Origin of the sequence: Rhodococcus sp. SORGH_AS_0301 (assembly GCF_030818285.1) — a bacterium.
GTDB lineage: Bacteria > Actinomycetota > Actinomycetes > Mycobacteriales > Mycobacteriaceae > Rhodococcoides.
Genome location: NZ_JAUTAC010000002.1, coordinates 1001518 through 1024292 on the forward strand (window position 1 = coordinate 1001518; position 22775 = coordinate 1024292).

The 22775-nt window shown below is 68.7% G+C and carries 22 protein-coding genes and 2 tRNA genes; 14 read left to right on the forward strand and 10 right to left on the reverse strand.

The window, feature by feature from the left end; all coding sequences use genetic code 11:
- Nucleotides 1–51: 51 nt before the first annotated feature.
- The gene (pepN, locus tag QE397_RS05365) at nt 52–2634 is read right to left on the reverse strand and encodes an aminopeptidase N (RefSeq protein ID WP_307092199.1); all 2583 of its coding nucleotides are present in this window, start codon (nt 2632–2634) and stop codon (nt 52–54) included.
- Nucleotides 2635–2822: 188 nt separating this feature from the next.
- On the opposite strand from pepN, the gene QE397_RS05370 reads away from it, so the two are divergent.
- Nucleotides 2823–3434 (forward strand): DsbA family protein, encoded by a 612-nt coding sequence (locus QE397_RS05370; protein ID WP_027505644.1) that lies wholly within the window; start codon nt 2823–2825, stop codon nt 3432–3434.
- Between the two features lie 39 nt (nt 3435–3473).
- Here QE397_RS05370 and QE397_RS05375 read toward each other — a convergent pair whose 3' ends face one another.
- Nucleotides 3474–4184 (reverse strand): DUF429 domain-containing protein, encoded by a 711-nt coding sequence (locus QE397_RS05375; RefSeq protein WP_231476312.1) that lies wholly within the window; start codon nt 4182–4184, stop codon nt 3474–3476.
- A gap of 16 nt (nt 4185–4200) precedes the next feature.
- On the opposite strand from QE397_RS05375, the gene QE397_RS05380 reads away from it, so the two are divergent.
- Together QE397_RS05380 and QE397_RS05385 are read left to right on the forward strand one after the other, a co-directional pair.
- A complete protein-coding gene (locus QE397_RS05380; RefSeq protein WP_027505646.1) occupies nt 4201–4698 on the forward strand; it encodes a ribose-5-phosphate isomerase in 498 nt (165 codons plus the stop codon).
- Nucleotides 4699–4737: 39 nt separating this feature from the next.
- The gene (locus QE397_RS05385) at nt 4738–5535 is read left to right on the forward strand and encodes an Fpg/Nei family DNA glycosylase (RefSeq protein ID WP_027505647.1); all 798 of its coding nucleotides are present in this window, start codon (nt 4738–4740) and stop codon (nt 5533–5535) included.
- Between the two features lie 112 nt (nt 5536–5647).
- Here the strand turns inward: QE397_RS05385 and QE397_RS05390 are convergent, their stop codons facing one another.
- The 4 genes from QE397_RS05390 to QE397_RS05405 form a co-directional block, all read right to left on the reverse strand.
- Nucleotides 5648–6457: a DUF1542 domain-containing protein gene (locus QE397_RS05390; RefSeq protein WP_307092202.1), complete on the reverse strand. Its 810-nt coding sequence runs from the start codon at nt 6455–6457 to the stop codon at nt 5648–5650.
- Nucleotides 6458–6494: 37 nt separating this feature from the next.
- On the reverse strand, nt 6495–7511 hold the full coding sequence (locus tag QE397_RS05395; protein ID WP_307092204.1) for an iron-containing redox enzyme family protein: 1017 nt from the start codon (nt 7509–7511) through the stop codon (nt 6495–6497).
- Nucleotides 7512–7529: 18 nt separating this feature from the next.
- Complete coding sequence (locus QE397_RS05400) at nt 7530–8864, reverse strand: EAL domain-containing protein (protein ID WP_222630268.1); 1335 nt, start codon at nt 8862–8864, stop codon at nt 7530–7532.
- A gap of 88 nt (nt 8865–8952) precedes the next feature.
- A complete protein-coding gene (locus QE397_RS05405) occupies nt 8953–9786 on the reverse strand; it encodes a universal stress protein (RefSeq protein WP_222649364.1) in 834 nt (277 codons plus the stop codon).
- A gap of 229 nt (nt 9787–10015) precedes the next feature.
- Here QE397_RS05405 and QE397_RS05410 point away from each other — a divergent pair, with 229 nt between their 5' ends.
- Nucleotides 10016–10432 (forward strand): STAS domain-containing protein, encoded by a 417-nt coding sequence (locus QE397_RS05410; RefSeq protein ID WP_051613329.1) that lies wholly within the window; start codon nt 10016–10018, stop codon nt 10430–10432.
- Between the two features lie 55 nt (nt 10433–10487).
- Here QE397_RS05410 and QE397_RS05415 read toward each other — a convergent pair.
- A tRNA-Gly gene (locus QE397_RS05415) sits at nt 10488–10561 on the reverse strand.
- Between the two features lie 192 nt (nt 10562–10753).
- Here QE397_RS05415 and QE397_RS05420 point away from each other — a divergent pair.
- The 6 genes from QE397_RS05420 to QE397_RS05445 all read left to right on the forward strand — a co-directional run bounded on the left by QE397_RS05420 (nt 10754) and on the right by QE397_RS05445 (nt 15828).
- Nucleotides 10754–10827: transfer RNA gene (locus QE397_RS05420), tRNA-Pro, on the forward strand.
- Nucleotides 10828–10942: 115 nt separating this feature from the next.
- Nucleotides 10943–12361, forward strand: coding sequence for a trigger factor (gene tig / locus QE397_RS05425; RefSeq protein WP_056445908.1), 1419 nt, complete (start codon nt 10943–10945; stop codon nt 12359–12361).
- A gap of 241 nt (nt 12362–12602) precedes the next feature.
- A complete protein-coding gene (locus tag QE397_RS05430) occupies nt 12603–13199 on the forward strand; it encodes an ATP-dependent Clp protease proteolytic subunit (protein ID WP_051613384.1) in 597 nt (198 codons plus the stop codon).
- Nucleotides 13200–13278: 79 nt separating this feature from the next.
- Nucleotides 13279–13944, forward strand: a complete 666-nt coding sequence (locus QE397_RS05435; protein ID WP_027505653.1) for an ATP-dependent Clp protease proteolytic subunit — start codon at nt 13279–13281, stop codon at nt 13942–13944.
- Between the two features lie 225 nt (nt 13945–14169).
- Nucleotides 14170–15450: an ATP-dependent Clp protease ATP-binding subunit ClpX gene (gene clpX / locus QE397_RS05440; protein WP_027505654.1), complete on the forward strand. Its 1281-nt coding sequence runs from the start codon at nt 14170–14172 to the stop codon at nt 15448–15450.
- Between the two features lie 108 nt (nt 15451–15558).
- On the forward strand, nt 15559–15828 hold the full coding sequence (locus QE397_RS05445) for a SelT/SelW/SelH family protein (protein ID WP_307092209.1): 270 nt from the start codon (nt 15559–15561) through the stop codon (nt 15826–15828).
- Here QE397_RS05445 and QE397_RS05450 read toward each other — a convergent pair.
- Both QE397_RS05450 and QE397_RS05455 read right to left on the reverse strand, forming a co-directional pair.
- Nucleotides 15825–17033: an acetyl-CoA C-acetyltransferase gene (locus QE397_RS05450; RefSeq protein ID WP_307092210.1), complete on the reverse strand. Its 1209-nt coding sequence runs from the start codon at nt 17031–17033 to the stop codon at nt 15825–15827. The two genes, QE397_RS05445 and QE397_RS05450, sit on opposite strands and share 4 nt — an antisense overlap.
- A gap of 45 nt (nt 17034–17078) precedes the next feature.
- Nucleotides 17079–17900 carry an IclR family transcriptional regulator C-terminal domain-containing protein gene (locus QE397_RS05455; RefSeq protein WP_222638453.1) on the reverse strand — a complete coding sequence of 274 codons (822 nt, stop codon included), beginning with the start codon at nt 17898–17900 and terminating at the stop codon, nt 17079–17081.
- A 107-nt stretch (nt 17901–18007) separates the two neighbouring features.
- Here QE397_RS05455 and QE397_RS05460 point away from each other — a divergent pair, with 107 nt between their 5' ends.
- Genes QE397_RS05460 through QE397_RS05470 form a run of 3 tightly spaced genes read left to right on the forward strand, consistent with a single transcriptional unit; the run spans nt 18008 to nt 20772 of the window.
- On the forward strand, nt 18008–18754 hold the full coding sequence (locus QE397_RS05460; RefSeq protein ID WP_037185784.1) for a CoA transferase subunit A: 747 nt from the start codon (nt 18008–18010) through the stop codon (nt 18752–18754).
- Entirely contained in the window at nt 18751–19395 is a 645-nt protein-coding gene (locus QE397_RS05465; protein ID WP_056445900.1) for a CoA transferase subunit B, read from the forward strand. The genes QE397_RS05460 and QE397_RS05465 overlap by 4 nt, the downstream gene beginning before the upstream one ends.
- Before the next feature lie 18 nt (nt 19396–19413).
- Nucleotides 19414–20772, forward strand: coding sequence for an amino acid permease (locus tag QE397_RS05470; protein WP_307092213.1), 1359 nt, complete (start codon nt 19414–19416; stop codon nt 20770–20772).
- Here the strand turns inward: QE397_RS05470 and fdhD are convergent.
- Nucleotides 20741–21589, reverse strand: a complete 849-nt coding sequence (gene fdhD / locus QE397_RS05475; protein WP_307092215.1) for a formate dehydrogenase accessory sulfurtransferase FdhD — start codon at nt 21587–21589, stop codon at nt 20741–20743. The two genes, QE397_RS05470 and fdhD, sit on opposite strands and share 32 nt — an antisense overlap.
- A gap of 164 nt (nt 21590–21753) precedes the next feature.
- On the opposite strand from fdhD, the gene QE397_RS05480 reads away from it, so the two are divergent.
- Nucleotides 21754–22743: an iron-siderophore ABC transporter substrate-binding protein gene (locus tag QE397_RS05480; protein WP_222631375.1), complete on the forward strand. Its 990-nt coding sequence runs from the start codon at nt 21754–21756 to the stop codon at nt 22741–22743.
- Nucleotides 22744–22775 lie beyond the last annotated feature (32 nt).

Genomic DNA, 22775 nt, shown 5'->3' on the forward strand with positions numbered 1-22775 from the left:
CCATCATCCGCGAGGATGATGGGCCCTTGTCCGTGCGCGAGTCAGGTGCGGTCAGGCACCGTCCGCCGCTCGAGCGGCGAGCGACCGCACCACGGACGCGCGACCCTCGACGACGAGGCGCGCGAGGGCCGGCGGGTGGTCGCCCGCCAGGAACTCGTCCGCCGCCGCCACCGACTGCTCACTGATGGACCAGGTCGGGTACAGACCGACGACGACGGTCTGCGCGACCTCGCTGGAACGACGTGCCCACACATCGGAGATGGCGTCGAAGTAGCGGGAGACGAACGGCTCCAACAACTCTCCCTGGCCCGCACCGGGGAACGCGCCGATGATGGCACGTGCGGTGATGTTGGGTAGGGAGTCGTTGTCGATGACCGTGGTCCACGCCTCCTCCTTGACCGAGGCCTGCGGGCGGGCAGCTCGCGCCGCCGCCGCGTTGCGGGCACCGGCCGCGGTGTTGTCCTTCTCGGCCTCGGCGTCGATCACGGGTGTGTCGGACCCCGTGTCGATCGCGCCGCTGCGAGCCAGAGCGGTGACGAACCGCCAGCGCAGATCGGTGTCGACGGTGAGGCCGCCCAGATCCTGGCCGTCCACGTCTCCGTCGAGCAGCGCCTGCAGCACTGTCGTGTGGCGCTCGGCCAGCACGGACGAGGCCAGCGCGTTGACGTAGGCCAGCTGATGATCCGACCCACCGTCGGCCGCGCGCGCCAGCTCGAGGAGGCGGTCGGCGAACTCGGGCCATCCCGTGGACTGCGCCCACCCCGGCTCGGCATAGCTGCCGAGCGCGGTCTGCGCCTGCAGCAGGAGCCGCTGCACGACTCCGACCTCGGTCTCGGAGGTGATGCCGCGCTGCACCAGTGCGACGAAGTCGCGTGCCTTCAGATCGGCCTGCCGGGTCATCTCCCACGCCGCCGACCACGCCAGGGTGCGGGGAAGCGACTCGGTGATGTCGCCGATGCGCGCGATGAGCGTCTCGAGCGAGGTCGGATCCAGCTGCAGCGAGCAGTACGTCAGGTCGTCGTCGTTGACGAGCACCAACCGGCCGGCGGGCGTGCCCACCAGCGCGGGAACCTCGGTGCGCTCCTGCGGCTCGACGTCGAGCTCGACCCGCTGGGTGCGAGTGAGCGCGCCGGAGTCGTCACCGTCGTAGATGCCGACGGCGATGCGGTGCACGCGGCGCTCACCCTTGCCGGGTGCCGCGGCCCCCTGCACGACGGAGAAGGACGAGTAGTTGCCGTCGTCGTCGATCTCGAATTCCGGTGTCAGGGTGTTCAGGCCGGTGGTGCGCAGCCACTGATCACCCCAGTCCGACAGGTCGCGACCGGACGAGGCCTCGAGAGCCGACAGCAGATCCGAGAAGGTCGCGTTGCCGAAGGCGTGGTCGCGGAAGTAGCTGCGCAGGCCCGCGAGGAAGTCCTCGAGCCCGACGTAGGCGACGAGCTGCTTGAGGACGCTGGCGCCCTTGGCATAGGTGATGCCGTCGAAGTTGACCTCGACTGCGGCGAGATCGGGAATGTCCGCGGCGATGGGGTGCGTCGACGGCAACTGGTCCTGGCGGTAGGCCCAGCTCTTCTCGACGTTCGCGAACGTGGTCCACGCGCTGGTGTACTCGGTGGCCTCCGACTGGCAGAGCACCGACGCGAACGTGGCGAAGGACTCGTTGAGCCACAGGTCGTCCCACCACCGCATGGTCACGAGATCGCCGAACCACATGTGGGCCATCTCGTGCAGCACGGTCTCGGCGCGGCGCTCGTAGGAGTAGCGCGTCACCTTGGACCGGAAGACGTAGTCCTCCAGGAAGGTCACCGCGCCGGCGTTCTCCATGGCGCCCGCGTTGAACTCGGGCACGAACAGCTGGTCGTACTTGCCGAAGGCGTACGGGACACCGAAGTTACGGTGGTAGAACTCGAAGCCCTGCTTGGTCTCGGTGAAGAGGCGATCGGCGTCCATGTACTCCGACAGCGATGCGCGGCAGTAGATTCCGAGCGGAATGGTGCCGTGGTCGTCCGAGTAGGAATCGGTCCACTGCGCGTACGGGCCGGCGATGAGCGCGACGAGGTAGGTGCTCATCACAGGAGTCGTCTCGAACACGTGCGTCGTGGCACCGGACGCCTCGGAGGTCTCCGCGGCAGCCGCGTTGGAGATGACGGCCCAGTCCTTCGGTGCCGTCACCGTCACGTCGAAGGTCGCTTTGAGATCCGGCTGGTCGAAGCACGCGAACATGCGCTTGGCGTCCGCGGTCTCGAACTGGCTGTACAGGTAGACGGAGCCGTCCGACGGATCGACGAAGCGGTGCAGGCCCTCACCGGTATGGGAGTAGACGCACTCCGCGACCACGGTGAGCTTGTTGTGCTCCGCGAGGTCGGTGAGCGCGATGCCCGTCGACTCGTCGTAGGAGGAGACGTCGACGTCGGTTCCGTTGAGCGTCGCGGAGCTCACCGAGGCGGCGACGATGTCGACGACACTGGAGGCTCCGGCGGTCGCGTCGAAGGTGACGGTGGTGGTCGAGGAGAAGGTCTTCTCGCCCGGGCCACCGGCTCCGTCCGTCAGGTCGAGAGTGATGGAGTAGTGCGTGACCGTGAGCAGCGAGGACCGTTCCTCTGCCTGGTCCCTGGTCAAATTGGGGGCAACCACGTGCACCCTTTCTGTCGATTTCTTCTGCCACCGCCGAACTGCGGTCGCGGCTGTGTCCATCCCATCATGACGCCGGTCGCCGCGGGCGGGTAGAACAGGTGTGCAGAGTTCGTGTCACCGGCCCACTGTGCGGGACGCTCCGCAGACCAGCCGAACACCGAGCACTACCCGACGACGAAAGGACCGACGTGAGCGATAGCAAGGACGTGGCAGATTTCTGGTTCGACCCGCTCTGCCCGTGGTGCTGGATCACCTCGCGCTGGATTCTCGAGGTGGCGAAGGTTCGCGACATCGAGACGAACTTCCACGTCATGAGCCTGGCGGTCCTCAACGAGGGACGCGATCTTCCCGACGAGTACCAGGACATGATGAAGAAGGCGTGGGGTCCCGTCCGCGTCGCGATCGCGGCCGCGCAGGAGAAGGGCGACGAGATCCTCGCGCCGCTCTACACCGAGATGGGGACGCGAATCCACAACGAGGGCAACAAGGACTTCCCGGACGTGATCCAGAAGTCGCTCGCTGCACTGGACCTCCCGGCCTCGTTGGCCGAGGCCGCCGCGAGCAGTGAGTTCGACGACGCGCTGCGCAAGAGCCACCACGCGGGAATGGACAAGGTGGGCAAGGACGTCGGCACGCCGACCATCCACGTCAACGGTGTCGCCTTCTTCGGTCCCGTGCTGTCGAGGATCCCGCGCGGCGAGGAGGCCGGCAAGCTGTGGGACGCGTCGGTGATCTTCGCGTCGTACCCGCACTTCTTCGAGCTCAAGCGTTCTCGCAACGAGGACCCGCAGTTCGACTGAGTCGACCGCGCACCCCGTCGGTGATGCCGGCGGGGTGCGTCAGACCACGATGAGGTCGGGACGGCCGCGGCGATCGCGAGTGCCGTCCCCGAACTCCAGTGCCTCGCCGCCGAGCCAGCGGCGCGCGGACCAGGCGGCCGCCACCGCGTCGAGTACGTCGTCCATCGCGGGCCCGTCCTCGATCGCACTCGTGGCCTCCAGCAGCGCCGGCACGTCCACCACCACCGAGAGTGCTTGCAGCCGTTGCGCGATGCCGCGGGCTCGTTTCTTCGACGTGAAGCGGGTGGCGGGGGCGAGTGCCCGGAACGACGATTCCGGGTGCACCTCGATCACCCGCGCGATGTCGGGGTCGGCCGCGTCCCAGGCCCGGATGTGGTCGGTGAGGTACCAGGACTGCTTGCTGATGGCCTTGCCCGTGCGGGCGCGGGCGATCACGCAGGCGTCCTCCCAGGAGGCCGCCCACACCGCGTCGCGTACCGGCGTGGGGAAGAGCGACGATCGCGCCGGGCCCAGGAACGTCCGAACCTGGAGTTCGCTCGCCCGCACTCCGGCGTCGGGAACGGTCAGCGGCATGTCGACCCCGACGGCCGCGCAGTCCCGGGTGGTGTCCAGGACGGCCGCGACGGTGTCGACCAGGGTCAACGACACTCGTCCCTCGTGGAGGCGAGCCACCACCCACCGGCCCGCGGCGCCGTCCACCCCGGCGACGGGGCCCCACCCGCACGGTGGCGTCGGGGCGGAGGGGGGCACCTGTCAAACTCTAGCCATGCGCGTATACCTGGGTGCCGATCACGCCGGCTTCGAGTTCAAGAATCAGATCATCGACCACCTGCGGGAATCGGGACACGAGCCGATCGACTGCGGTGCGTTCACGTACGACGCGGTGGACGACTACCCGGCGTTCTGCATCGAGGCGGCTCGCCGCACGGTCGCTGACCCGGAGAGCCTCGGACTGGTGCTCGGTGGCTCCGGCAACGGTGAGCAGATCGCGGCCAACAAGGTCCCCGGCGCGCGGTGCGCTCTCGCCTGGAGCGTCGAGACGGCCCAGCTCGCGCGTCAGCACAACAAGGCGCAGCTGATCGGCATCGGCGGCCGCATGCACACGCTGCCCGAGGCGCTCGCGATCGTGGACGCGTTCCTCGAGACCCCGTGGTCGGGCGAGGAGCGCCACCAGCGCCGCATCGACATCCTGTCCGAGTACGAGCGCACCGGCGACGCGCCGGCCGTTCCCGGTGCACCCTCGGCCGACGGCGGCTCCGAATAAGAGGGTCCGCACCACAGCCCGAGTAGTCAGGTACCACCCATGCCCGAGGGGCACACTCTCCATCGTCTGGCGCGACTGCACCAGAAGCGTTTCGGCGGCCAGGTCATCGAGGTGTCCAGTCCGCAGGGACGTTTCGTCGACGGTGCCGAGTGGGTCTCCGGGCATGTCCTGAAGCGTGCCGACGCCTGGGGCAAGCATCTGCTCCACCGGTACGACAACGGGGCGATCGTCCACGTCCACCTCGGGCTGTACGGAAAGTTCGGCGAGCAGTCCGTTCCCATGAAGGAGCCCGTCGGCCAGGTGCGGATGCGCATGGTGGGGGAGGAGTACGGCACCGATCTGCGCGGCCCCACCCGCTGCGAGATCTTCGACGACACTCAGGTCGACGCGCTGGTGGCGCGCCTGGGTCCCGATCCGCTGCGCAAGGAGTCCGACCCGGAGAAGGCGTTCCACCGGATCCACAAGTCGGCCATGGCGGTCGGCGCGTTGCTGATGGAGCAGGACGTCATCGCCGGCATCGGCAACGTCTACCGGGCCGAGCTGCTGTTCCGGCACCGCGTGAGCCCGTTCCGCACGGGCAAGCACCTCGACCACGAGGAGTGGGACGAGATGTGGACGGATCTCGTCGAGTTGATGAAGGTGGGCGTGCGACGCGGGCGCATCATCACGCTGGACAAGGAACACGACTCGGGCACAGGGTCGCGTGGACCGGGACGCCCGCGTTCCTACGTCTACAAGAGGAACGGCCAGCCGTGCCTGATCTGCGGCACGACGATTCTCACCGCGGACATGAAGGGCCGCAACCTCTTCTGGTGCCCGACGTGTCAGGCGACGTGAGGTCGGTCGAGCACTGATCCGTCCGCACGAGTTCCGGGGGGCGCGCACCCGGTTCCGCTGACTGGACGGGGTGCACGGCACCGGGGGGTGTGCGGACCGGCGCCCGTGGAGGTCAGAAACCTCCGAAGTCGCCGCCGCCCCCGAAGTCGCCACCACCGCCGAAGTCGCCACCGCCATCGAACCCGCCGCCGTCGTCGAACCCGCCGCCGTCGTCGAACCCGCCGCCGTCGGAGTCGCCCCCACCGTCGTAGCCCCCGTCGCTCATGTCGGTCCCGTCGCCCTCACCGCTGGCGAAGTTGTCCGCCCCGTAGCCCACGCCGGCCATCCCGGAGAACATCGCGGAGAACAGGAACATGGATCCCATGCCCCACGCGCCGGCCACGAGGGCGGGCTTCCACCACGGCTCGGAGTACCAGCCCGCAGGGACGGGGCGACCCGCCACGCGTCCGCCGGGGTAGTAGTTCGGCGTCTTCTCGGACGGTCCGGGGCTCGCGGTCACGGCCCGACCCTCGTAGTCGACGGTGCGTTCCTCGGTGACCTCGCCCGCGGACTTCTGTCCGTCGATGGTGGGGACCTCGGGGCCGGGGTCCATGCCCATAGCCAGCCGGGCAGCGCGGATGTAGTAGAGCCCTTCCAGCGCAGTCTGTTTGGCCAGACGCGCCTGGGTGGGGGACTGCGCCTGATCGATCTGTGAGCCCGCGGCCGTGTAGCGCTCGGACGCGTCGGCCAGAGCCTGCTTGGAGGCAGTGTCCGAGCCCACCAGGTTGTACACCTGGCCGCCGAGGCGCTCGATGGCCTGACGCGCGTCGGCCTTGGCGTCGTCGAGCGACTCGAGACTCCGTCGGCCGGACCTGCGCTGGGACACGACGACGACGCCGACGACCAGAGCCACGACGACGATGATCAGGAGCAGAGGTTCCATGGTCCCAGTGTACGGAGAGTCCGGTTCCGGTCGCGGATCACGACGCGGGGCGCAGCGACTCCCGGCCGTTGCTCCACGCGTCCATGAGATGGTCCGCCAGGACGTTCTCGACGTGGTCGATGGCGCGCATCCCGAAGACGACGTCCGCCTCGAGTTCCGGTTCGCGCGCGATGAGGTCGCCCACCACGTCGTGTCGCATGACCTGCTCGTGCACCGCGTCCGCCTCGACGTGCTCGGCGTAGAACGCGACGCACTCGGCCGGGAACTCCAACCGCTGCAACGCTTTCACCAGCCGCTGCGATCCGGGTGAGGAGGTGATCTCGGTCGCGGCGAGGTGTCCGACGGCGGCACCCCGCAGCGATCGGTGCAGACCGAGAAGCGACATCAGGTTGACCGGTGCGAGGGTCGGTGCACCCACCCGGTCGAGGTAACCGAGGTAGGTCGCGTCGAGTCCCGCCGCTGCCAGGAGGTCGCGAAAGAGGTTCTGGTGCATCCGGCTTCCGCGCCCGCCGCCGAACTCGTCGAACTCGACGGCGACGTAGGAGGCCTTTGCCTGACCCTGCAGCCGCGGGATCGTCCACGCGTGGGGGTCGGCCTCCTTGAGGTGGTACAGCGACCGGTGCGCGAGGTACTCCCGCATCTGCTCGGCGGTGCCGGTGTCGCGGAGGTGGAAGGACGGGCCGGACCCGTCGACGTGCTCCGTCGACAACAGGTCCATCTCGTCGGCCGCCGAGCCGCCCACCGTCACGTGCGCACGGACGTCGGCGAGGAAGGCGCTCTCCATCTCGGCACGCAGACGCAGGAGGTCGGGATTCCACTCCCAGGCGTCGTCCACACCGGGGAGCCCGCGGTAGTGCAGTTCGTAGCAGAGGTACAACGCGAGATGAAGGTCGTCGCCGTAGGGATCGGCGTCCGTGACGGGGGCGACGACGCTGCCCGCGTCCGACGGGGACTGCACGAGTGCGGACAGGACGGCGGAGGACAGCGGCCCACGCGCCGTCGGCAGCGCGGCTGCGGTCGGCGGGGTCGAGGTGGTCGGGGTGTCGTTCAGCATCGCGGTCACCTCGTCCGACTACCCGTTTCGACCGTGTCCGAACATGCGTGGCGGTCGCTGGGGTCCGAAGACGGGCAGCGGACCCGATCCGGGTTCGGTCGGTACGGGCGTGGTGCGGCGGAGCAACAGGGTGGCCGCGTCGAGCACCAGTTCGCGGTCGTACGTCAGGCGGTAGTCGAACACCGGGTCCGACTCGGTCGATCCGTCGCCGTCCGTTTCGGCTCCGATGACGGCGGCGGTGAAGTGCGGGCTCACGACGATCACCGACAGTTCCCGCAACAGCGGGTCCGCGGCGGGCAGCCTCATGGTGTGCAGGCCGGGCACCGGCGGTGTGGTCGCGGCGCCGCCTCGTCCGAACAGGGCGACGAGCGTCCCGGACGCGGCGAGGTGCGCGGCCTGATGCATCTGCTCGGCGGACACCTCGAACGAGTGCGGAACCGTGGCCAGCACGATGGTCGACGGTCCGGTGGCCGCCGCGTGGAGCGCGAACTGGTCGATGATCGTGGAGAGCAGGGACAGACGCCCGCGGCGGATGCCACCGGTGGCCGCGGCGAGTGCGAAGGGCGTCGGCGCGGACGGCATGCGGTGGGTGAGCCCGACGGCGAAGGGGGAGTCCGACGGCAGGTCGGCGGCGGTCGGGCCGGCATGTGGCTCACGGCGCGGCAACGGAGCGGGCGTGCCGAAGAGCCAGCCCTGGCCGAGAGCAGCGCCCATCTCACGCGCGAGATGCAGGTGTTCCTCGGTCTCGATGCCCTCGGCGAGGACCACCGCGCCCGTGCGGTCGGACTCCGCCGAGACCGCCGCGAGCACCCGCGCGGTGTCCGCCGTCGCCCGCTGCTGGGTGAACGTCATGTCCAGCTTGATGATGTCGGGCCGCAGGAACGGCAGGAGGGCCAGGCTCGCCGTCTCGGCTCCCACGTCGTCCACCGCCACGAGCCACCGTCGGTCGCGCACTCGTTCCACTGCCTCGAGCAGCGATGCGGGGTCGGCGAGCAGGTCACGTTCGGTGATCTCCACGACCACCGACAGTCGCGACGCCTCGGCGAGCAGAGCGGCCACCCCCGCGGGAGGCGCGAGGTTCATCGCGCTGGGTTCCATGTTGACGAACAACTGCAACCCGGTCGGCAGATTGGCCTCCAGCGCCCCCCGGAGCGCACTGACGCGGCACATCCAGTCCAGCTGACCGACGGTCCCGTGCGCACGCGCCGACTCGAACAGCGCAGCGGGTGACTCCCAGGGTGTGCCGACGGGGCCGCGGGCGAGGGCCTCGTAGCCGACCAGCGCGCGCGTCGAGAGGTCGACGACGGGTTGGTAGAGGGAGTGGACCGTCAGGCCTGCGGGGATCTCTTCCACGCCCGGTCCTCTCGTCGGCGGACCGAGTCCGCGTGCCTGCAGCATCTGAAACAGTAGGCCGGTCACCCCTCGCGAGGGCGAGGACGGATCAGACGGGCGACGGCACGACGGTGACAGGGACGTCCACCGAGTGCATCACGGCTCGGCTGGTCGATCCCAGCAGGAGCGAGGTGAATCCACCCCGCCCGCGGCGACCCACGACGACGAGGTCCGCCTCGGCCGATCTGGCCACGAGTTCCCGCACCGGCCGGTCCTGGACCACCACGCGCTCCACCTCGACGTCGGGGTAGTCCTGCGACCACCCGGCCATCGTCTCCGCGAGGACGGCCTCCTCGTCCTCGGCAGACCGACCGCGGCCGCCGGGAACGTCGATGTCGCTCCACGCGTGCACGGCGATCAGCGATGCCCCGCGTGACGAGGCGATCTCGAACGCCCAGCGGACGGCGGGCACGCTGTTGTCCGTGCCGTCGACGCCGACGACGACGGCGTGTCCCGTGCCCTCGTTCGGCGGCGTGTCCAGAGGCACCACGGTGACGGCGCACGAGGCGTGTGTCGCCACCGCCGTGCTCACCGACGCGGAGAGTCCTCCGGTGAACTCGCCGAGCCCCCGCGTCCCCACGACGATCATCGCGGCGTCCGTCGATCGTTCGACCAGTACTCCGGCGGGGGTGCCGTGGTGGGTCTCGGTGGAGACCGACACGTCGGCCGCCACGGCCCGCGCCGCGTCCACTCCGTCGGCGAGAATGCGGTCGAGCGCACTCGCTGCAGTGTCGTCGACGTCCGCGAAGGCCGGCGCGGACACGGCCGTGACCAGCACGAGGGGCAGGCCGCGAGCGGTGCAGAGCCGCGTGGCCCATCGCACGGCCGCGAGCGCTGCGGACGATCCGTCGACTCCGACGACAACGGGGTGGGACACGGGCATGCAGGCCTCCAGCGGTTCGAACGGACGGTGCCGAGATGACCACAGTGTTCCCGACGCGAGGCGATGTCATGCCCGGAACAGGCAGTTGAGTCTGCAACGGCGTTATCTCGATGTGCTGTCAACGTTATCGAATCGTGATGCACTGCACGCAGCCTCGTCACTCTGGCGGGCGAATCTAAGGCAGACGCCGAGGAACGAGATCGACGCACACGAACCGGGAGACACAGCAATGACCGCACACGGACTCGACACCCACTTCTCTTTCGACGCTGCCGATCTCACCGTCCTCGAATACGAACGCGGCGACGTCGCCGTGGTGTCGGTCGGCGGCGAGATCGACATGAGCACCACGCCCGAACTCCGCGAGGTCCTGGCACGCGTGGCTGCTCGCGGCCACGAGGACGTGGTTCTCGACCTGTCGGACGTCACCTTCCTGGGCAGCGCCGGCGCTGTCCTTCTCCTCGGCGCGGCATCCTCGCTGTCGGTCCGTCCGATGGTGCTGGTGGCCACCGACCCCGCAGTGCGGCGCCCGCTCGAGCTCCTCGGCGTCTGCTCGCCGATCACCGTGTGCGGAAGCATCTTCGAGGCAGTGTCGCTGGTCACCTCGGCGCGCGACGGCGCCGGAGTCCTGTCCGACGCCGGCTGACCCCCGAACACACGAGAGCCCCCCGATTCGGTGAATCGGGGGGCTCTCGTGTTCGTGGAGCGGGCGACGGGAATCGAACCCGCGTAATCAGTTTGGAAGACTGAGGCTCTACCATTGAGCTACGCCCGCATGCCTGCGGCGGTGCTGGGATCGCCAGCTCCTGCCGCCTGCGTTGAGGAACTGTACCGAACGTCGCGCGCGATCGAGAAATCGGCCCGCCGTCGGCGCCTCCGCGGTACCGCCGTAGGATCGTCGGCGCACGTCGCTGTGGCCTTGCCGGTGCGAATCGCCACGATCGAGGGTGACGGCGTGCACGAGGAACGGGATGTGGCGCAGCTTGGTAGCGCATCCGCTTTGGGAGCGGAGGGTCGCAGGTTCGAATCCTGTCATCCCGACAGACGTCGGTCGCCGCGATCGAATGGTCCAGATCCACCTTCCCACCGGAACCACCCCGCACCACCACAGTCCGACACCGAGTCACTGCAGTCGAGCAGATGAAGGAGCACGTTCGTGAAGAGCACTGTCGAGCAGCTGAGCCCGACGCGAGTCCGTATCAACGTCGAGGTGCCCTTCGAGGAGCTGAAGCCTGATTTCGACCGCGCCTACAAGACGCTCGCGCAGCAGATCCGCCTGCCCGGGTTCCGGCCCGGCAAGGCGCCCGCGAAGCTTCTCGAGGCACGCGTCGGCCGCGCGAACGTCCTGAACCAGGTGGTCAACGACGCGTTGCCCGCCAAGTACAACGACGCGCTCAGCTCGACCGAGCTGAAGCCCCTCGGCCAGCCGGACATCGAGATCACCAAGCTCGAGGACGGCGAGGAGATTGTCTTCACCGCCGAGGTCGACGTGCGTCCCGAGATCACGCTGCCCGACTTCTCGAGCGTCACCGTCACCGTCGACCCGGTCGAGATCACCGACGAGGCCGTCGACGAGCAGCTGCTCTCGCTGCGTCAGCGTTTCGGCACCCTCACCGGTGTCGAGCGCGCTGCGCAGACCGGCGACTTCGTCTCCATCGACCTGTCGGCCACGGTCGACGGCGAGGACGTCGCGGAGGCCTCGACCGAGGGCCTGTCCCACGAGGTCGGCTCCGGCCAGCTCATCGAGGGTCTCGACGACGCGATCGTCGGGCTGTCCGTGGGTGACTCCAAGGAGTTCCCGACGACGCTGCTCGCCGGTGAGCACGCCGGCCGGGAAGCGCAGGTCACCGTCACGGTGAAGTCGGTGAAGGAGCGCGAGCTGCCCGAGCCCGACGACGAGTTCGCCCAGCTGGCGAGCCAGTTCGACACGTTCGACGAGCTGATGGCCGATCTGCGCGAGCGCGTGGCCCGCGTCAAGAAGGTCGAGCAGGCCGGGCAGATCCGCGACAAGGTGCTCGAGGCTCTGCTCGAGTCCGTCGAGGTCCCGGTTCCCGAGGCCTTCGTCAAGGCCGAGGTCGATTCCGCGCTGCACGACGCGATCCATCCGCTCGACCACGACGAGGACAAGCTCGCGCAGCAGCTCGAGGCCGCAGGCTCCTCGCGCGAGGAGTTCGACACGAACGCGCGTGAGAGTGCCGAGAAGTCCGTGCGCACCCAGCTGTTGCTCGACACCATCGCCGACGCCGAGTCGGTCCAGGTCGGACAGGAAGAGCTGACCCAGAACATCGTCTTCCAGGCGCAGCGCTACGGCATCGCGCCGGAGGAGTTCATCCAGCAGGTGCAGCAGGCCAACCAGCTGCCCGCACTGTTCGCCGACATCCGACGCAGCAAGGCACTCGCCGCGATCGTCGATCGCGTCTCCGTGACCGACACCGCGGGTGCGAGCGTCGACACCAAGGAGCTCTTCGGAGATCCCGAGGACGAGGCCACCGACGAGACCGAGTCGGCGGAGATCGAGTCGTCCACGGACGAGTCGGCTGCGGACGATTCGTCTGCGGGCGAACAGCAGAAGTAACGCTCACAGCGAACGACGGCGGTTCCGGGACTCCGGGGCCGCCGTCCTTCGTTAGTGTCGGTGACAGAGAACGTGAGCGTTCCGTCCACAGGGAACGTTCGCGCTCACGGCGAGAAACTCGTTCAGGCGAGACCACATCGAGCACGAGAAGGCAGGTACCGTGACCACCACGAACCCGGCGACCAACACCGACCAGGCAGGGCCGTCCCGTCAGGCAGGGTCGATCGTGACCGCTCCGGCCATGACGTCCGCGACCGCCGGACTCAACCTCAGCGACTCCGTCTACGAGCGTCTGCTCCGTGAGCGCATCATCTTCCTCGGCACGCAGGTCGACGACGACATCGCGAACAAGCTGTGCGCCCAGATCCTCCTGCTCTCGGCAGAGGACCCCACTCGCGACATCGCGCTCTACATCAACTCGCCCGGCGGTTCCGTCTCGGCCGGCATGGCGATCTACGACACGATGAACTTCGCCGAGTGCGACGTCGCGACCTACGCGATGGGCCTGGCGGCGTCGATGGGCCAGTTCCTGCTCACCGCCGGGACCAAGGGCAAGCGCTACGCCCTGCCGCACGCCCGCATCATGATGCACCAGCCGTCCGCCGGAATCGGCGGCAGCGCGGCGGACATCGCCATCATGGCCGAGCAGTTCGCCCTCACCAAGCGCGAGATGGCCGAACTGATCGCACAGCACACCGGGCAGTCGTTCGAGCAGGTCACCGAGGACTCCGACCGCGACCGGTGGTTCACGGCGCAGCAGGCCCTCGAGTACGGCATGGTCGATCACGTCATCACACGCGCCGAGCAGGCCGGCGGCACCAGCGGAGCCGACAACTGATCGGACCGGACAGCGTAGCGCGCGACGCGCTCGCTCCTGTCGGTCGTCCGATCTCTTCACCCACACCCTTGGAGTACTGATGTCCCAGCTCTTCGATCCCCGTTCTCTCCCCGGCTCCAGCTCGCCCGCCGGGCCCGATTCCCGCTACATCCTCCCGTCCTTCGTCGAGCACTCCAGCTACGGCGTCAAGGAGTCGAACCCGTACAACAAGCTCTTCGAGGAGCGCATCATCTTCCTCGGCGTGCAGGTCGACGACGCCTCGGCGAACGACATCATGGCGCAGCTGCTCGTGCTCGAGGGTCTCGATCCCGACCGCGACATCACGATGTACATCAACTCGCCCGGTGGCTCGTTCACGTCGCTGATGGCGATCTACGACACGATGCAGTACGTGCGCGCCGATGTCGCGACCGTCTGCCTCGGTCAGGCCGCGTCGGCCGCCGCCGTGCTGCTCGCAGCGGGTGCCCCCGGCAAGCGTGCGGCACTGCCGAACGCTCGCGTCCTCATCCACCAGCCGTCCACCGGCGGTGTGCAGGGCCAGGTGTCGGACCTCGAGATCCAGGCTCGAGAGATCGAGCGCATGCGTCGTCTGATGGAGACCACCCTCGGTCGCCACACCGGCAAGGACGCCGACGTCATCCGCAAGGACACCGATCGCGACAAGATCCTCACGGCCGAGGAGGCCAAGGACTACGGGATCATCGACACCGTCTTCGAATACCGCAAGCTCTCCGCACGCAAGTGACGCCGGCCGGCCGGAGGCCGCTCCCGACACGCCCGGACGACGGGTCGTGGACGGGTGGCTCCGGCCGGTTCCGAGCCCCCGGACTGCATCGATTCACCCACGTCCGAGGGGGTGCGACGCCTCTCCGACATGCCTGCTCGGGTTGCGTCAGAAGTCGACCTCCGACCGCGAAGGCGGGTACGGTCGCACGCAGAGATTCTCTTTCACTAGTGAGGACTAACGCTCATGGCACGCATCGGTGACGGTGGTGATCTGCTCAAGTGCTCTTTCTGCGGAAAGAGCCAGAAGCAGGTCAAGAAGCTCATTGCCGGACCAGGTGTCTACATCTGTGACGAGTGCATCGATCTGTGCAACGAGATCATCGAGGAAGAACTGGCCGAGTCGAGCGAGGTCAAGCTCGACGAGTTGCCCAAGCCCGCGGAGATCCGCGACTTCCTGGAGAACTACGTCATCGGTCAGGACACGGCGAAGCGTCGTCTCGCCGTTGCGGTCTACAACCACTACAAGCGCATCCAGGCCGGCGACAAGGCCCGTGACGCCCGTGGTGAGACCGTGGAACTGGCCAAGTCCAACATCCTGATGCTCGGCCCCACCGGTTGCGGCAAGACCTACCTCGCGCAGACGCTGGCGAAGATGCTGAACGTCCCGTTCGCCATCGCCGACGCCACCGCGTTGACCGAGGCGGGGTACGTCGGTGAGGACGTCGAGAACATCCTCCTCAAGCTGATCCAGGCCGCGGACTACGACGTCAAGCGCGCCGAGACCGGCATCATCTACATCGACGAGGTCGACAAGATCGCTCGCAAGAGCGAGAACCCGTCGATCACGCGCGACGTCTCCGGCGAGGGTGTGCAGCAGGCCCTGCTCAAGATCCTCGAGGGCACACAGGCCAGTGTCCCTCCGCAGGGTGGACGCAAGCACCCGCACCAGGAGTTCATCCAGATCGACACGACCAACGTGCTCTTCATCGTCGCCGGTGCCTTCGCCGGGCTCGAGAAGATCGTGTCGGACCGCATCGGCAAGCGCGGCCTCGGCTTCGGCGCCGAGGTCCACTCCAAGGCCGAGATCGACACGCAGGACCACTTCGCCGAGGTCATGCCCGAGGATCTGATCAAGTTCGGTCTGATTCCCGAGTTCATCGGTCGCCTGCCGGTCGTCGCGTCGGTCACGCATCTCGACAAGGAGTCCCTCGTGACCATCCTGTCGGAGCCGAAGAACGCTCTGGTGAAGCAGTACACGCGCCTGTTCGACATGGACGGTGTCGAATTGGAGTTCACCCCGGACGCGCTGGACGCGATGGCCGAGCAGGCCATCCATCGCGGCACGGGCGCTCGTGGACTGCGCGCGATCATGGAGGAAGTGCTCAACCCGGTCATGTTCGACATCCCCAGTCGTGACGACGTGGCGAAGGTGGTCGTGACGGCGGAGACCGTGAACGACAACGTGCTCCCCACCATCGTGCCGCGCAAGCCGGACCGGCCGGAACGGCGCGAGAAGAGCGCCTGACCCCCTCAGCTCGATCGAGAGCCCCGACGACCGATGGTCGCCGGGGTTCTCGTGCGTCGGGGCTCTGGAGCGTCGGGGCTCTGGAACGTCGGGGGTAGGGTCGCCGCCATGCGCGTCGCGATCACGTACTGCACCCAGTGTCAGTGGCTCCTGCGAGCCGGATGGATGGCGCAGGAACTGCTGCAGACTTTCGGATCCGACCTCACCGAGGTGGCGCTGATTCCCGGCACCGGCGGAGTCTTCCGCGTCGTGGTGGGGGAGTCCGTGGTGTGGGATCGCAAGGAGCGCGGCGGTTTTCTCGACATCACCGTCCTGAAGCAACTCGTTCGAGACGAGGTCGACCCGGAGCGCGACCTCGGGCACGCGGACCGTCCCTAGACGCGCTCGAACACCGCCGCGAGTCCCTGGCCGCCGCCGATGCACATCGTCTCGAGGCCGTACCGCACGTCTCGTCGCACCATCTCGTGAGCGAGGGTGGTCAGGATGCGTGCGCCGGTCGCGCCGACCGGGTGGCCGAGGGAGATGCCCGAGCCGTGCGGGTTGAGCCGAGGGTCGGCGGGGTCCATCGACCATTCGGTCAGCACCGACAACACCTGGGCGGCGAACGCCTCGTTCAGTTCGACGACGTCCATGTCGTCGAGGGTGAGGCCGAGCCGGCCGAGAACGGCGGCCGTCGCCGGGACCGGGCCGATGCCCATCGTCGCCGGCGCGACACCGGCCACCGCCCATCCGGCGAGTCGGACCAGGGGTGTCAGCCCCAGCGCTGCGGCCCTGTTCGCCGTGGTGACGAGGCAGAGCGCGGCGCCGTCGTTCTGACCGCTGGCGTTGCCGGCGGTGACCGTCGATTGCGGATCGATCGTCCCGCGGATCGGGCGGAGCCGGGACAGCGACTCGAGGGTGGTGTCGGCTCGGGGGTGCTCGTCGTCGGTGACGACGACGGGATCGCCCCTGCGCCGAGGCACCGTGACGGGCACGATCTCCTCGGCGAAGACGCCGCTCCGTTGCGCCGCGACGGCGCGCTGGTGGGACTGCACCGCGAAGGCGTCCTGGTCGGCGCGTGGCACACCGTACTGCTCGCGGAGGTTCTCGGCCGTCTCGATCATCCCACCGGGCACGGGAAAGTGTGTGCCGCCGGCCGTGATCCGGGCCCGTGCGAGCCTGTCCTGGAGGGGCACGGAGTCGGCGCCGACGCCCCACCGCACACCGTCGGTGTAGAACTCGGTGGAGCTCATCGACTCCACGCCGCCCGCGAGCACGACGTCGCTCACGCCCGTGGAGACCTGCATGCAGGCGTCGAGAACGGCCTGCAGCCCGGACCCGCAGCGGCGGTCGACCTGGCGGCCGGGGACGCCGATGCCGAGCCCCGCATCGAGTGCGGCGACGCGTCCGATCGCCGGTGCCTCGCCGTTCGGTGCGCCCTGCCCGAGGATCACGTCATCGATCTCGGCGCCGGACAGCCCGGTGCGCGAGAGGATCTCGATGATCACGGCAGACGCGAGGTCCGCTGCGGGAACGGTCTTCAGGGCCCCGCCGAAGCGGCCCACGGGGGTGCGCAGCGGAGCGCAGATGACGGCGTCGAGCATGGCGTGGTCTCGTCTCGTGTGTCGGTGGTCGGGTGGGGGGAGAGGTCAGGAGGTGCGGGCTGCGTCCGACCGCGACGCGACGCGGGCGAGATCGGCGTCGATGGCGGCCGCGGTGCTCAGCAGCGCCGGCACGACGGTGGTTCTCAACTCGTCGAGCGAGTAGCGCGCCGCGGGCGTGCTGATGTTGACCGCGGCGGTGACGGCGCCGCCGTGCCCGTGCAGCGGCGCGGCGATCGAGCGGAGTCCGATCTCGAGTTCCTGGTCGACGATGCAGAAGCCCTGTGTCCGAACGAGATCGAGTTCGGCGCGCAGGCTCGACTCCGTCGTCACCGTCCGTCCCGTGAGGTCGCGGAGGTCGGTGCGCGCGAGAAGGTTCGCGAGAGCGTTCTCGTCGACACCGGCCCACAGGACTCTGCCCATCGAGGTGGCGTAGGCGGGGAAACGGGTGCCGATGGTGATGGACACGGTCATGATGCGGCTCACCGGGACCCGGGCGACGTAGACGACGTCGAGGTCGTCCAGGACGGACACCGACGAGGACTCGTGCACGCGCGCGGTCAAGGCCTCGAGATGCGGTCCGGCGATCTCGGGGAGCGAGAGCGACGAGAGGTACGAGTAGCCGAGATCGAGGACCCTCGGAGTCGGCGCGAAGGTGGTGCCGTCGGTGCGGACGTACCCGAGTTCGACCAGGGTGAGCAGGAAGCGACGGGCAGTGGCGCGGGTGAGATCGGTGGCTCGGGCGACCTCGGACAGCGTGCGACGGGGATGGTCCGCGTCGAAGGCCCGGATCACCGCGAGTCCGCGGGCGAGGGACTGCACGTGATCCGCGGCGGCAGCGCGGGTCTGCGGCGGTGCGGGCTCGGTCATGGGGTCCTCTCCTCGTCGGCTCGGATGCGCGTGTCTCATTGAAGCACAGTGTTCGCATCGCGGACTTATGTTCACTTGTCGAACAGTGCGTTAGGGTCACGGTCATGATGAACAAGGTGGTGGCCTCGGCCGCCGAGGCGGTGGCCGACATCCCGAGCGGATCGTCGATCGCGGTGGGCGGATTCGGTCTGGTCGGTGTGCCGGAGCTGTTGATCGCTGCACTGCTCGATCAGGGTGCGACCGATCTCGAGACCATCAGCAACAACTGCGGGACCGACGGCTTCGGGTTGGGAATCCTGTTGGAGCAGGGCCGGATCCGCAGGACCGTCAGCTCGTACGTCGGGTCGAACAAGGAGTTCGCCCGCCAGTACCTCGGCGGCGAGCTCGAAGTGGAGCTGACACCGCAGGGCACGCTCGCCGAGCGGCTGCGAGCGGGCGGCGCCGGAGTCCCGGCCTTCTTCACCCCCGCGGGGGTGGGGACCCAGGTCGCCGAGGGCGGGCTGCCACAGCGGTACGACGGCGCCGGCGGGGTCGCTCTCGCCTCGGCCCCGAAGGAGACGCGCGAGTTCGACGGTGTCACCCATGTCCTCGAGCGCGGGATCGCCGCCGACTTCGCACTGGTGCACGCCTGGAAGGGTGATCGGTACGGCAATCTCGTCTACCGGGCCAGCGCCCGCAACTTCAACCCACCGGCAGCGGAGTCGGGGCGCATCACCATCGCCCAGGTGGAGCATCTGGTCGAGCCGGGGGAGCTGACGCCCGAGGACGTGCACACGCCCGGAATCCACGTTCAGCGCGTCGTCGTCGTCGGGCCCGTGACGGTCGGGATCGAGCGCAGGACGGTGAGGTCATGACCCCGACTCCCCGCACACGGGACGAGATGGCGGCACGGGTGGCCGCCGAACTCGAGGACGGGCAGTACGTGAACCTGGGCATCGGTATGCCCACGTTGATCCCGGCCCACATTCCCCCCGACAGGACCGTGATCCTGCACTCGGAGAACGGGGTTCTGGGCGTGGGCCCGTACCCCACCGAGGACGAACTCGATCCCGAGCTGATCAATGCCGGCAAGGAGACCGTCACCGTGCTCCCGGGGGCCTCGTTCTTCGACTCGGCACAGTCCTTCGGCATGATCCGCGGCGGCGCCGTGGACGTCGCCGTCCTCGGCGCGATGCAGGTGGACAGCCGCGGTGATCTCGCCAACTGGATGATCCCCGGCCACATGGTCAAGGGGATGGGCGGCGCGATGGACCTTGTCCACGGAGCGCGACGCGTCATCGTGATGATGGAACACGTCTCCCGCAGCGGGGAGCCCAAGATCGTCGAGAGGTGCACGCTCCCGCTCACCGGTCGCGGCTGCGTGCACCGCATCATCACCGATCTGGCGGTCCTCGACGTCACGGCGGACGGGCTCGAACTGATCGAGACCGCACCCGGTGTGGGGGTCGACGACGTCCTCGCGGCGACGGGCGCCGAGGTCCGCGTCCGGACGTAGCGTTACCGTTTCCTTCTCATGGTCGACTCACTCACCGACGGACTGAAGGTCCGCCACCTGACGATGATGGGCCTCGGCTCCGCGATCGGCGCCGGGCTGTTCCTGGGCACGGGCGCCGGCATCGCCGCCGCGGGACCCGCCGTCCTCCTGTCCTACGCCATCGCCGGCTTCCTCGTGGTCCTCGTCATGCGCATGCTCGGCGAGATGGCCGCCGCCTCGCCGTCGTCGGGATCGTTCTCGACCTACGCCGAGATGGCGTTCGGCCGCACCGCCGGCTTCGTCACCGGCTGGCTGTACTGGTTCACCCTCGTGATGGTCATGGGCGCCGAGATGACAGGCGCCGCAGCCTTCATGGGTGCATGGTTCGACGTGGATCCGTGGATCCCCGCCCTCGTGGCCATGGTCGTCTTCGCCGCGATCAACCTCGCGAAGGTGTCGAACTTCGGCGAGTTCGAGTTCTGGTTCGCCGCCATCAAGGTCACCGTCATCATCGGGTTCCTCGTCGTCGGGACGTTGCTGGTGTTCGGCCTGCTCCCCGGTTCGGACCCTGTCGGCGCCGCCAACTTCACCGGTCTCGGTGGGTTCGCGCCCAATGGCGTCTCGGGCATCGCCGCGGGGCTGCTGGTCGTGGCGTTCGCCTTCGGCGGCATCGAGATCGTGACCATCGCGGCGGCCGAGTCGAAGGACCCGGCCCTGTCGGTGGGGCGCGCGGTGCGCAGCGTCGTGTGGCGCATCAGCGTCTTCTACCTCGGGTCGATCCTGGTGATCACGTTGCTGCTGCCGTGGAACCGTCTCGACGAGGCGCAGTCGGCCGCGGAGAGCCCGTTCACGCTGGTGCTGCAGCAGGCGAACCTCTCCGGGGTGGTCGGCTTCATGGAGGCCGTCATCGTGCTGTCTCTGCTCAGTGCCTTCAACGCGCAGATCTACGCGACCAGCCGGATGATGTACTCGCTGGCGTTGCGGGAAGGCCGGAGGGGGCCGTTGGCGCGGGTGGATGCGTCGGGGGTCCCGCGCGCCGCGCTGCTCGTCTCGGTGTTCTTCGGCTTCGTGGCCGTGCTGCTGAACTATCTCGACCTCGACGGTCTGCTGACGTTCCTGCTCAACGCCGTGGGCGCGTCCCTGTTGGCGATCTGGGCGATGACGGTGGCATCGCAGCTACGACTACGACGCCGTCTGGAGGCGGCAGGTCCACTGCCCGTTCGCATGTGGGCGTTCCCGTACCTCAGCTGGATGGCGCTCGCGCTCCTCGTGGGCCTGACCGTGCTCATGCTGACGGACGCGTCGTCCCGTCGTCAGGTACTCGCCACCCTCGCGGTGGTCGTGCTGTTGACCGTCGTCGGTCTGGTCACCGGGCGTCGTCGGGCGGCGGCTCGCTGATCACACGCTGGGCGTGGGTGTAGACGTTCATACCGTCTCCGCGGAGGAAGCCGACGACAGTCAGGCCGGACTCGTCAGCGAGGTCGACGGCGAGCGACGACGGCGCGGACACCGCGGCGAGGATCGGGATCCCGGCCATGACGGCCTTCTGCGCGAGCTCGAAGGATGCGCGTCCGCTGACCATGAGCACCGTTCCCGTGAGGGGAACCCGTCCTTCGAGCACCGCCCACCCGATCACCTTGTCCACGGCGTTGTGTCGGCCTACGTCCTCCCGCACCGCGAGAAGCGTGCCGTCCGTGTCGAAGAGCGCGGCCGCGTGCAGCCCGCCCGTGGACGCGAAGATGCGCTGGTGCTCGCGGAGGGTGTCCGGGAGCGTGGTCAGGACGGTCGTCGTGACTGTCGCGCCGTCGGCTCCGGGGGAGTGGCGGGTCTTGAGCCGCACCGCATCGAGTGACGCCTTGCCGCAGACGCCGCAGGACGACGTCGTGTAGAAGTTCCGTTCGACCCCGGGGTCGGGTGGTGGGACGTGCGCTGCCAGAGCGAGATCGAGCACGTTGTAGGTGTTGAGCCCCTCGTCGTCGACACCGTCGCAGTACCGTGCGGCCAGAATGTCGTCGCGGCCGCCGATGACGCCCTCGGTGGCGAGGAACCCGTGCGCGAGTTCGACGTCGTGTCCGGGCGTACGCATGGTGACGGCCAACGCCTTGCCGCCGACGCGTAACTCCAACGGTTCCTCGGCGACCACGGTGTCGGGCCGTGACGAGCGGTGCGGTCCGCGGATGCGGACGACCGGTCGGCGGACGGTGGCGCGGCCCATCAGTGGTGGCTCTCGTGCGACGTGCTCATCACTCCATAGTGGACCCGCGTCGGCCCGGCGCGCGGACGGACCCGTGTCCGAGGCGGCGGTGCATAAGTTAGCCTTGCCTACACCAGGGGGGCTGGGTCCCCGCCGTCCATCGAAGGGACCACCTCACCATGGCCATGTCGGCCGGCGTCTCACGTCGTTCTTTCCTCCTCGGTGCCACCGGCGCGATCGTCGCGGTGGCCGCTGCGTGCAGCAGTTCGGACTCCGGCGGATCGCAGGACTCCGGCGCGACCGTGTCCACGAAGTACGGCGAGGTCAGCGTGCCGTCGGACCCGCAGCGCGTCGTCAGCGTCGGGTACAACGACCAGGACACCCTGCTCGCGCTGGGTGTCGTTCCGGTCGGAGTGTTCGACTGGTACGGCGACTACCCGTCCGCGACCTGGCCCTGGGCGCAGTCTGCGCTGGGGGGCGCCGCACCGGCGATCGTCGGGACCGCGTCCGAGGGCATCGACGTGGAGAAGGTGGCGTCGGCAGGCCCCGATCTCATCGTCGGTACCTATGCCGGTATCACGCAGTCGGAGTTCGACTCGCTGTCCCAGCTCGCCCCGACCGTCACCCAGCCGACCGGTTTCGTCGACTACGGCATTCCGTGGCGCGACCAGACCGCACTGCTCGGCCAGGCGCTCGGTCGGGCTGATCAGGCGAGCACGCTGATCACCGATCTCGAGCGCGAGTTCGCCGACACGGCTGCCGCCAACCCGTCGTTCGCCGGCAAGACGGTGCTGCTCGGAGCGCTGCAGGGGCCCGGACAGTTCGGTGTCTACGGCGCGCAGGACCCGAAGGTGCGCTTCCTCAACGAACTGGGCTTCGTGAATCCGCCGGTCGTCGACCAGGTGGGCGAGCGCAACTTCGCCACCGTGAGCACCGAGCAGTTGTCTCTCGCCGACGTCGACGTGCTCGTCTGGTACGCCGGTGGCGGCTTCGGTGACAAGCTTCGTGCCGAGCTGGCGGCCACTCCCGTCTACCAGCAGCTGTCCGCCGTCCAGGAGAATCGCGTGATCATTCTCGAGGACGAGGCGGCCGAGGCCATGGCGTGGAGCACCGTGCTCAGCCTGCCGTTCGCGTTGCAGGAGATCCCCGGTCGGCTGGCACCTCTCGTGCGCTGACACGCCCGGTCGCGGATCGGCCGGCGGTACTG

Excerpts from the sequence above, each read along its gene's own strand:
- QE397_RS05430 (WP_051613384.1), top strand. The coding sequence starts at position 12,603 with ATGACGTCCGCGACCGCCGGACTCAACCTCAGCGACTCCGTCTACGAG.
- QE397_RS05455 (WP_222638453.1), bottom strand. The coding sequence starts at position 17,900 with ATGACCGAGCCCGCACCGCCGCAGACCCGCGCTGCCGCCGCGGATCAC.
- clpX (WP_027505654.1), top strand. The coding sequence starts at position 14,170 with ATGGCACGCATCGGTGACGGTGGTGATCTGCTCAAGTGCTCTTTCTGC.
- QE397_RS05390 (WP_307092202.1), bottom strand. The coding sequence starts at position 6,457 with ATGGAACCTCTGCTCCTGATCATCGTCGTCGTGGCTCTGGTCGTCGGC.
- QE397_RS05480 (WP_222631375.1), top strand. The coding sequence starts at position 21,754 with ATGTCGGCCGGCGTCTCACGTCGTTCTTTCCTCCTCGGTGCCACCGGC.
- fdhD (WP_307092215.1), bottom strand. The coding sequence starts at position 21,589 with ATGGGCCGCGCCACCGTCCGCCGACCGGTCGTCCGCATCCGCGGACCG.
- QE397_RS05460 (WP_037185784.1), top strand. The coding sequence starts at position 18,008 with ATGAACAAGGTGGTGGCCTCGGCCGCCGAGGCGGTGGCCGACATCCCG.
- QE397_RS05405 (WP_222649364.1), bottom strand. The coding sequence starts at position 9,786 with ATGCCCGTGTCCCACCCCGTTGTCGTCGGAGTCGACGGATCGTCCGCA.
- QE397_RS05395 (WP_307092204.1), bottom strand. The coding sequence starts at position 7,511 with ATGCTGAACGACACCCCGACCACCTCGACCCCGCCGACCGCAGCCGCG.
- QE397_RS05410 (WP_051613329.1), top strand. The coding sequence starts at position 10,016 with ATGACCGCACACGGACTCGACACCCACTTCTCTTTCGACGCTGCCGAT.
- QE397_RS05385 (WP_027505647.1), top strand. The coding sequence starts at position 4,738 with ATGCCCGAGGGGCACACTCTCCATCGTCTGGCGCGACTGCACCAGAAG.
- QE397_RS05470 (WP_307092213.1), top strand. The coding sequence starts at position 19,414 with ATGGTCGACTCACTCACCGACGGACTGAAGGTCCGCCACCTGACGATG.
- QE397_RS05445 (WP_307092209.1), top strand. The coding sequence starts at position 15,559 with ATGCGCGTCGCGATCACGTACTGCACCCAGTGTCAGTGGCTCCTGCGA.
- QE397_RS05465 (WP_056445900.1), top strand. The coding sequence starts at position 18,751 with ATGACCCCGACTCCCCGCACACGGGACGAGATGGCGGCACGGGTGGCC.
- QE397_RS05435 (WP_027505653.1), top strand. The coding sequence starts at position 13,279 with ATGTCCCAGCTCTTCGATCCCCGTTCTCTCCCCGGCTCCAGCTCGCCC.
- QE397_RS05380 (WP_027505646.1), top strand. The coding sequence starts at position 4,201 with ATGCGCGTATACCTGGGTGCCGATCACGCCGGCTTCGAGTTCAAGAAT.
- QE397_RS05450 (WP_307092210.1), bottom strand. The coding sequence starts at position 17,033 with ATGCTCGACGCCGTCATCTGCGCTCCGCTGCGCACCCCCGTGGGCCGC.